The following is an 8,820-nucleotide window of genomic DNA, read 5'->3' as shown; positions in this document are numbered from 1 at the left end:
ACCTGGTCCAGCAGATCGGCGTCCAGCAGCGTGAACACGCGCCGGAAGGTCGACTCGTTCGCTGCCGCGCGATCCATTCCCAGGGCGCCCAGCGTCTGGCTGCTGGTGTCGGCGGCCCATTGCCCGATCGCAGTGAAGCCGCGGGCTCCGGCCAGTACGGCGCAGACGGCCACGGCGATCAGCGCCGCCAGCCGATGCCGGCGCCCACGCCGTTTACGCGGGTCGGTGATCGTGGACAGAACTTCGAGCAGGTGGGTGTGACGCGAGACGGGCTCGACGACGAGCCCGCCGGGACGGGAAGATGACATACGCGGGCGTGTTCCTCGACTGGATGGTGGCCTGAAGAACTTCCATCCAAACCGGGCCGGACACGCCCGCACCCATCCATCCAACCAGCAAAGACACAGGTCACAGCCCTACCCGACGACTATGCCGGGGCCCTGCCACATGGCCCCACACCAACGGCCGCAGACATACATCGAGGGCGCGCCATGCGGAAGCTAGACCGCGCGACGCGCCCAAGTTCGCTGGCACCGACACCGGCTCTTCGGTAGCCGCGTCGCCGGAGGCGTGATCGCCATGGCCGCTGCGTCTTCCCCAACCGTCGGCCGATGATCTCGAATTCGACGCTCGAACTCCGGTTCGATTCTGAGCACGATCGCCCCAGCTCAATCCTTGCATCCCCCATGCCCACGAGCCGCACTTTCAAAGAAGCTACAAATCGGGTGCCGCCTTTCCCGAGCCCGCTGCCGCGACCCGCGGTGCGGAACAGGCCAGCGGCCCGCTCCACCAGGTCCGCCAGCTCCCACTCGAACAGGTCCCCCACCGAAGCCCAGCATGGTGCGGATGGGGCGAACTTGCGCTCCACCTCTTCCGACAGGCGGGTCGCGTGTGTAACCCTGAAGCAGTTCCGCGCAGAGGGAGTGAACGTGCCAATACCCTACGTGTCGGCCCGGCGCCTGACTCACAACTCGCTTTCGGCGATGCTTTCGGCGATCGAGATCTACAACAAGCCGCAAATCGAATATCGCGATGAAGTGACTGTGATTCTCGTCGGCAACGCTTGGGAACTTGCGCTGAAGGCTCTTCTGCGGAAATCGAATCGAAGAGTATTCTACCCCAAGCAGGCGAATCAGCCTTACCGATCCCTAACGCTCGACGATTGCCTTCGTCGAGTGTCAACTGATGGCCTCTGGCCCAAATCAATCGACGGGAGATCGGTCACGGCAAACATCCAATCTCTCGCCGAGTACAGGAATCGAGCGATCCACCTGTATAACGCGCCGAACCTAAGCGCCGTAGTCTACCTATTTCTTCAGCAGAGCGTCGTGAACTTTCGGGATCTCGTACACGAAGCATTGGGCAGAGACCTGGCGGACTCAATTACATGGCAGCTGCTGCCTCTGGGCGCCACAGCGCCAGCCGAAGCCATCGAGTTCATGCGCGCGCCAGAAAAGGCGCGCGTGGCTACCGAAGTTCGTGACTTCATGGAGAGCCTTCGGACCAGGTTGGACGAAGTGGAAGCCTCGGGTAGCGATATGGGTCGAGTGGCTACCGTGTACGACATCCATATGCGATCCGTTAAGACCATGACAAGCTCCGATCTGGTGGTTGCCGTTGATCCCGATGCGAGCGAGCGAGTCGTTGTCAGAACCACAGACCCCAGCAAGACTCACCCGCACACAATGACCACTCTGCTGAAGAGTGTGAATAGGAAGCGCGACGGACGGGTGCTTAACAGTCGAGACTTTCAATCGGTCTGCTGGCAAGATCGCCTACGTAGCCAGCCGCGATACGCGTGGAAGCATCCCAATAATGCGACGTGGTACTGGTCGGGAGAGGCAGTGAACTACTTTTCAAACCTTGATGACGGGTACTTCGTTGCCGCACGCTCTGCGCTGAGTGCCCATGAGCGGGTGGTCCGCCAAACGAGTAGATAGCCTGGGCTGGCCTTACTGCGGCCCGGCAGGGAGAATTCTGAGAGGAGGCGACTTCTGACAGGATTCGTATCGCCGCCCGAGCCGTCTGGGAAGGCCGTTGGTCGCTGCGGGGGCTACCCTGACTAAGGGCGACGCCGTCTGGCTCGCGCGGCCACGTGCGGCGGCATGCCCCGTCTTCCGGTTTGGCCTTGCAGAGGGGGACACATGGCAACGCGCGTGGTGTACGAGCGTGAGGATGGCACGTGGGGTTGGCGCCTAAAGGGCGACAACGGAAAAATCATCGCCACTGACGGGAATCAAGGCTACGAGAGCGAGGAAGCCAGCCGTAAAATGGCGGACTCCATCATCGGTGGCGACTATGCCAACGCCGACAAGAAGCGCTCTCCACAAAAGGGGGCGCCCTGACAGGAGCAGGGCCTCGGTGAGGGAGCCACACCCGGTGGCGGAGCATGCTTTCGCATGACACGCGTGGCATGGCTCAGCGAGGACAGGGATGCCGTAGCAGTCCGCCGGCTGGCCTCAACGGCAGCCGTGTAGCGGCCGGGCTGCGCTAGGCTTCCTAGGTCTGCGGATGTCTAGTTGTTGCTGGTCGTGACGTTGGTGACGCTGGTCGTGAGTTTCGCGGCTGGGGGCTGGTTCCCGACGGCGGTGTGGGCCCGATGGTAGTTGTAGTGGACGTTCCAGACCCCGAGCGCGTTCGCGCGTTCGGTCTCTGAGGTCCAGGTGCGGGCGTAGAGGAACTCCTCGGCCAGGATCCGTTGGTAGCGCTCGACCTTCCCGTTGTGGCGGGGCGTGTAGGGGCGGGTGCGCTGATGCCGGGAGGCGAACGCGCCCACGGTGCGCCCGAAGACGCCGGCGCGGTAGTTCGCGCCGTTGTCGGTCACGACCCGCACGATCCGGTTGATGCCGTGCGCGGCGAAGAACGCCCGGGCACGGGCGAAGAACGCGATCGTGGTGGCAGCCTTCTCGTCCGTGAGGTGCTCGGTGTAGGCCAGGCGGGAGAACCCGTCCACGGCGGAGTGCAGGTAGACGTACCCAGCTCGGGTGCCGCGGGTCTTGGCGTCACGGGTCTTGGCGCGTTGAGCGGCCTTGTCCTGGTCTGATCCGCGTCCGTGGGCGCGCCATCCACCGCCGTCCGGGATGCGTCCGGCCTTCTTGACGTCCAGGTGGAGCATGTGGCCCGGGTAGCGGGCGATGATCCGCCCCGGCCGCCGGTTCGACTCTCCACCGGTGTCCAGATAGCGGCGCCGGTTGATCCCGAGACGTTCGAACCAGCGGCCCACGGTGCGCGCCGAGACCCGGTGGCCCTCACCCGCGAGCTCGAGCGCGATCCGGGATGCGGACCACTTGTGCTCGCGGCGCAGCGCATCGATCCGGTCCACGACCTCGGGCGGGGTCTGCGTGGGTGAGGTGTGCGGGACGCTGGCGCGGTCGTGCAGGCCGGCCTCACCGAGGCGGTCGTACCGGTTCTTCCACTTCGACAGGCAGGCGCGTGAGACACCGGCTTCGGCAGCGACGTGAGCGATCGGACGCCACTGGCAGCGCCGGACCAGACGTAGGCGGCCGGCAGGAGTCAGCGGGGCATTAGCGTGGGTCATGAAGGGGTAGGTCTTCCTCGGCTAGGACGGTTGGTCGCACTTCCATCCTGCCGCCAGGCCTACCCCTTCCTCACACCCGCCCCCGCGCCACCAACGTCACGACCCGCAACATCTAGTTTGTGCCCCGTCTTCGCGCTCGTGCGAGGCGCCGTGCTCCGCTCGGATTCGACGCTGGCGGATCCATCTGGCACGTGACATGCGTAACGCGCGCACCATGCGCACCACGAGTGGCTCATGGACGGGGTTGAAGAGCATAGGTTGCTTCCTGGTGATCACCTTCGGTTTGCCGGTTGGGTGCGGGAAGAACGCGAACTCCTTCACCAGTCCACTGGTGCTGTCGATTACGGAGAACACGGCACTGTGGTCGGGGTGCCTCCGCAGTGGCCGATGCAGGTCCCCGTCGGCCGAACGTACCCAGGTCCGGCCGGCAGCGTCGACGAACTCAACGATGGACACATTGGAGTCCGTGCCATCTGGCCTGCGAAAGCTCTGTTCCCGACCGGGCGCCATGAGGCCGAGCTCTATCCTCGTCTCGCGTGTTTGCCCGACAGTGCCGACGCGTACTCCGCTGATCGCCAGATCGGAGTCATTGCGGACCGTCAGGATGGGCACGCCCCTGGGGCTTCGTTGACGCGTGAGGGTCACACGCTCTGCCTGGGCGCGGTTCCGCTCCTCCTGAAGCTCGCGCTGTTCCCGGACCGCGCGCAAGCCGAGCCAGAGAGCGATCACCGACGCCACGAAGGTGCCGATCGCGCCGAACCACGTGCCTGCCACGTCCCAGATGTAGTACCAGGACGGCTCGCTGGCCTGACCAGCGACGGCGACGGCTGACGGCGACGGGGAAGCGACGGTGGCCATGACCGCGTTGGCATGATCGGACCCGCTGCAGACGGGACCGAGCTCACTCAGGCCACACGGTTCGATCGACCTCACTGGGCCGACGCGCCGAGAGCGGAGCCCAGCTCGGCCTGGCCCTGACATGTCGCCCTGTGGTCGTCGAGAGACTTCATGTCCTTCATGGCCGTCAACAATAGCTGCGAATACCGACATCCCAGTGCTCGGGGTGCTCATCGCCTGCCACGTCCAACCCAGCGGGTCGCTACGACCTCGCTCGAGAACGGCGCCCCCGCGGACGAATCTTCCCGCCCTCGTCCAGCACTGCCTGACGCACGGCCTCGTCACCGATACCCATACAGCGAGCGACCTGCGTCAGCGTCATCCCGCCCTCGTACAGGGCCGCCGCACGAGCACGCCCCTCGGCGTCCAGGCCGATCACTCGAACGGCAATCCCCTCCCGCCGAGCAAGAACCGGAATCGTGCTCCGGTGCACGCCGTACTTCGCACAGATCGCCCGAACCGGCAACCCCGCCTCATAATCCGCGACCAGCTCGGCCCGCTCCGCCGCCCGCAACCGTGTTTGAGACTGCACCCGATTCTTCGCCATCGGACCGCGCGCATCACGCCGATCCGGCTCCCCCGAGCGCGTACCCCTCCCCTCTCTCCCCCGAAGACCACGGCGAACAAGCGTTGCCACCGCCGGCCGGATGTTTGAGAATCGCCCAGCAAGGTCCACCTGTGACGACGCGGGACATCCATGAACGATGTCCCGCGTCATCAGGATCCGACCGGTGACGCGCGGGAGCCGTCGGCGGCGATCACGCGACGCACCACCTGGCCGCACGCGGCCCCGCCGGCCCCGTCACGGCACGACGTGACCCGCCGCGCGGAACAGCTCGTACCACTCGGCGCGGGTGAGCGGCACGTCCGACCCCTGCGCCGCACCCGCCACCCGCTCCGGCGTCGTCGTCCCGAGCACCACCTGCATCGTGGCCGGGTGGCGTGTGATCCATGCCGTCGCGATCGCGATCGACGGCACGTCGTACCGCTCGGCGAGACGGTCGATGACGGCGTTGAGCTCGGAGTACTCCGGAGACCCGAGGAACGTCCCGGTGAAGAACCCCGCCTGGAAGGGCGACCACGCCTGGACCGTGATGCCGTTCAGCCGGCAGTAGTCGAGCACCCCGACGTCCCGGCTCGTCGACTGGTCGAGGCCCACCATGTTGGCGGCCACGCCCTGCGCGACGAGCGCCGCGTGCGGCAGCGACAGCTGTAGCTGGTTGGCCACGATGGGCTGGGTCACGTGGCGGCGCAGCAGCTCGATCTGACCGGGCGTGTGGTTGGAGACACCGAAGGCGCGCACCTTGCCGGCCGCCGAGAGGTCGTCGAACGCCCGCGCGACCTCCTCGGGCTCCAGCAGCGCGTCGGGCCGGTGCAGCAGGAGGATGTCCAGGTAGTCGGTGTCGAGCGCCGTCAGGGATCCCTCGACCGAGTCCACGATGTGCTCGTAGGAGAAGTCGAAGTACGGCCCCTCACGCACGATGCCGCACTTGGTCTGGATCACCAGCCGCTCGCGCTCCGACGGTGTCAGCCGCATCGCCTCGGCGAAGCGGCGCTCGCAGCCGTGCATCCCGGAGCCGTAGACGTCCGCGTGGTCGACGAACGTGATGCCGGCGTCGAGGGCGGTGCTCACGAGGGTACGGACCTCCTCGTCGGACTTCTCCTGGATTCGCATGAGGCCGAGCACGACGTTCGGCGCGACGATGTCCGTGCCGGGAAGGGTGAAGGTCTTCATTCGCTGCTCCTTTCTTCTCAGGCGCCGGCCGCGCCGAGGCGCGCGATCTCGCCGTCGGACAGGACGAGGTCCGCGGCCCGCACGGAGTCGGCGACGGACTCGGGCCGGGAGGCGCCGGGGATCGGCACGACGACCGGCGCGAGGGCCAGCTCCCACGCGAGCGCTACCTGGAACGGGCTCACCTCGCGCTCCCGGGCGACGTCGAGGAAGGCCGCGAAGTCCGCGCCCAGCTCGCCCGAGCGAGCCAGGGCGATGCCGCCCAGCGGGCTCCACGGGAGGAAGGCGATGCCGAGCTCCGCGCACAGCTCCAGCTCCGGCAGGGAGGAGCGGAAGCGCGGCGAGAACTGGTTCTGCACCGAGACCAGGCGGCCGCCGAGGATCTCGTTCGCCTCGCGGATCTGGTCCGGGTTGGCGTTCGAGATGCCGGCCATCTGGATGACACCCTCGTCGAGCAGGTCCGCGATCGCGCCGACCGAGTCGGCGTACGGGACGGCCGGGTCGGGCCGGTGGAACTGGTACAGGCCGATGGCCTCCACGCCGAGCCGCCGGGCCGAGTCCTTGGCTGCCCTCTTGAGGTAGGAGGGGTCGCCGTTCCGCGTCCAGGAACCGTCACCGGGGCGCAGGTGACCGCCCTTGGTGGCCACGAGGACGTCGTCGGCCGACGAACCGGCCGAGCGCAGCGCGGCGGCGATGAGCTCCTCGTTGTGGCCCACCTCGTCCGCGCCGACGTGGTAGGCGTCGGCGGTGTCGATGAGCGTGACGCCGGCGTCGAGCGCGGCGTGGATGGTGGTGATCGACCGGGCGGTGTCCGGGCGGCCCTCGATCGACATCGGCATACCGCCGAGGCCGATCGGGCCCACCTGCCGGCCGCCGATGCTGCGGGTCTGCATCGTGGTACGTCTCCTTCGTGGTGCGGGAGGTTCGGATCAAGCGTGGGCGGCGCCCGCGGTAGGAGCGGTGCGCGTGTCCCGGTTCGACAGTAGAGAGCGGTAACCTAGAAGTCCAACAACTTCAACTCATGACTCCCAGAAGAAAGGCTGATTAATGGAGCTGCGACAGCTCGAGTACCTCGTCGCACTGGCCGAGGAACGCCAGTTCACCCGGGCCGCCGACCTCACCGGCGTGTCGCAGTCGGGACTCTCCGCCGCCATCCGCAGCCTGGAGGACGAGCTGGGCACCAAGCTGTTCCACCGCACCACCCGCAAGGTGGAGCCCACGGAGGCCGGCTCGGCGCTCCTGCCCTTCGCCCGGTCCATGCTGGGCCAGGCCGCCGCGGCGCGCGACGCCGTCGTCCACCTCTCCCACGAGCTGTCGGGGCAGCTGCGCGTCGGCGCGGAGCAGTGCCTCGGCCTCGTGGACGTGCCCACGATGCTCGAACGGTTCCACCGGCGCCACCCTGGCGTGGAGGTCGAGTTCACCCAGGCCGGCTCGGAGGACCTGCTCACGGGGATCCGCGAGCGCCGGATCGACGTGGCGTTCGTCGCCGGGACGGACCACCTCGGCTCGCTGTCCAGCACACGCATCGGGCACGAGCCGCTGGTCGCGGTGCTGCCGCCGGGGCATCCGCTCGGGTCCCGCGCGTCCGTCGAGCACGGCGAGCTCGCTGCGGAGAGCTTCATCGACTTCCACTCGTCCTGGGGCGTCCGGCAGCTCAACGACGTCGCGTTCGAGACGCGGCGGGTCCACCGGCGGGTGCGGTTCGCGGTCAACGACGTCCACACGCTGCTCGATCTCGTCGCCCGTGGCCTCGGGGTGGCCGTCGTTCCCCGGCACGTGGCGGCGAAGCCGCAGGCGGCCGAGCTGACGACGGTGCCGCTGCGGGGCGACGTGGGCCCGGACTGGGTGGTCTCCCTCGTGACCGCGCCGTCGGCGGCAGACTCCCCCGCGCCGCATCTGGTCGAGCTCGTCCGCGACCTGCCGGCCTACCGCGAGGCCGACGCCGAGCCTGTCGGTGTCCGGTAGGGAGCGCCGCGAAACGGCGTGACGGCCGGGTAACGGCGTGACGCCGGCCCCGACCGACCGTCACTCGCGCAGGATCTGCTGGTACAGCACGTGGTCACGCCACTGGCCGCCGACGTGCAGGTAGCGGGGGGCGTAGCCGAAGCGTTCGAACCCCGCACGGGTCAGGACCGCCTGCGAGGCCTTGTTGTGCGGGAGAGTGCCCGCCTGGAGGCGGTGCAGACCCAGCTCGTCGCGGGCATGGTCGACGAGCACGGTCACCGCGCAGGTCATGAGGCCGCGGCCGGCGAGGCCCGTATCGATCCAGTAGCCGAGGTGCCCGTTCTGGAAGGCGCCGCGCACGATGTCGGCGAGGTTGAGCCGGCCCATGATCTCGTCGCCGGACACCAGCGCGAGGAACAGTCCGCGCCCCGCTGCGGCCTCCCCGAGCTGGTGGTCCAGGACGCGCTCCTGCGCGGTCTCGGTGAAGAAGTCGTCCGGCCGGACAGGCTCCCACGGCTCCAGGTGCGCACGGTTCCGCGTGTAGGCGGCGGCGAGCGCCGCGGCGTCGTCGATGGTCACGTCGCGGAGCACGACGTCGTCGGACAGAGACACGGCGAGCGGCATGCGCTCGATCCTAGGGAACGCCGGTGACAAAACTCATCACCACTTCACCCCCTACTTCACCCGATCCTGGCTTCTGTCAACATAT

Annotated in this window: 10 protein-coding genes; 3 read left to right on the top strand and 7 right to left on the bottom strand. The window is 67.7% G+C overall.

Features of this window, described 5'->3' with window-relative positions; genetic code table 11:
* Window positions 1–308, bottom strand: a 308-nt coding sequence (locus ACYU96_RS06890; RefSeq protein ID WP_460750738.1) for a transposase family protein, incomplete at its 3' end; no start/stop codon positions are given.
* A gap of 621 nt (window positions 309–929) precedes the next feature.
* Between ACYU96_RS06890 and ACYU96_RS06885 the strand changes: the two genes are divergently transcribed.
* Together ACYU96_RS06885 and ACYU96_RS06880 are read left to right on the top strand one after the other, a co-directional pair.
* Complete coding sequence (locus ACYU96_RS06885; protein ID WP_460750735.1) at window positions 930–1,940, top strand: DUF3644 domain-containing protein; 1,011 nt, start codon at window positions 930–932, stop codon at window positions 1,938–1,940.
* A 204-nt stretch (window positions 1,941–2,144) separates the two neighbouring features.
* Window positions 2,145–2,345 carry a YegP family protein gene (locus ACYU96_RS06880; protein ID WP_460750732.1) on the top strand — a complete coding sequence of 67 codons (201 nt, stop codon included), beginning with the start codon at window positions 2,145–2,147 and terminating at the stop codon, window positions 2,343–2,345.
* A gap of 170 nt (window positions 2,346–2,515) precedes the next feature.
* On the opposite strand, the gene ACYU96_RS06875 is transcribed toward ACYU96_RS06880, so the two are convergent.
* The 5 genes from ACYU96_RS06875 to ACYU96_RS06855 all read right to left on the bottom strand — a co-directional run bounded on the left by ACYU96_RS06875 (window position 2,516) and on the right by ACYU96_RS06855 (window position 7,060).
* Entirely contained in the window at window positions 2,516–3,538 is a 1,023-nt protein-coding gene (locus ACYU96_RS06875; protein ID WP_460750729.1) for an IS481 family transposase, read from the bottom strand.
* A 96-nt stretch (window positions 3,539–3,634) separates the two neighbouring features.
* The gene (locus ACYU96_RS06870) at window positions 3,635–4,396 is read right to left on the bottom strand and encodes a hypothetical protein (protein WP_460750726.1); all 762 of its coding nucleotides are present in this window, start codon (window positions 4,394–4,396) and stop codon (window positions 3,635–3,637) included.
* 241 nt (window positions 4,397–4,637) lie between these two features.
* Complete coding sequence (locus tag ACYU96_RS06865) at window positions 4,638–4,982, bottom strand: helix-turn-helix domain-containing protein (RefSeq protein WP_460750724.1); 345 nt, start codon at window positions 4,980–4,982, stop codon at window positions 4,638–4,640.
* Between the two features lie 255 nt (window positions 4,983–5,237).
* On the bottom strand, window positions 5,238–6,170 hold the full coding sequence (locus tag ACYU96_RS06860; protein ID WP_460750721.1) for an aldo/keto reductase: 933 nt from the start codon (window positions 6,168–6,170) through the stop codon (window positions 5,238–5,240).
* A 17-nt stretch (window positions 6,171–6,187) separates the two neighbouring features.
* Window positions 6,188–7,060 carry an aldo/keto reductase gene (locus tag ACYU96_RS06855; protein ID WP_460750719.1) on the bottom strand — a complete coding sequence of 291 codons (873 nt, stop codon included), beginning with the start codon at window positions 7,058–7,060 and terminating at the stop codon, window positions 6,188–6,190.
* A 154-nt stretch (window positions 7,061–7,214) separates the two neighbouring features.
* Between ACYU96_RS06855 and ACYU96_RS06850 the strand changes: the two genes are divergently transcribed.
* Entirely contained in the window at window positions 7,215–8,132 is a 918-nt protein-coding gene (locus ACYU96_RS06850; RefSeq protein ID WP_460750716.1) for a LysR family transcriptional regulator, read from the top strand.
* 60 nt (window positions 8,133–8,192) lie between these two features.
* Here ACYU96_RS06850 and ACYU96_RS06845 read toward each other — a convergent pair whose 3' ends face one another.
* Complete coding sequence (locus ACYU96_RS06845) at window positions 8,193–8,735, bottom strand: GNAT family N-acetyltransferase (protein WP_460750712.1); 543 nt, start codon at window positions 8,733–8,735, stop codon at window positions 8,193–8,195.
* Window positions 8,736–8,820: the final 85 nt, after the last annotated feature.

The sequence above is a fragment of the Myceligenerans cantabricum genome, from assembly GCF_054777735.1.
This window is presented reverse-complemented; position numbering and strand designations above follow the sequence as displayed.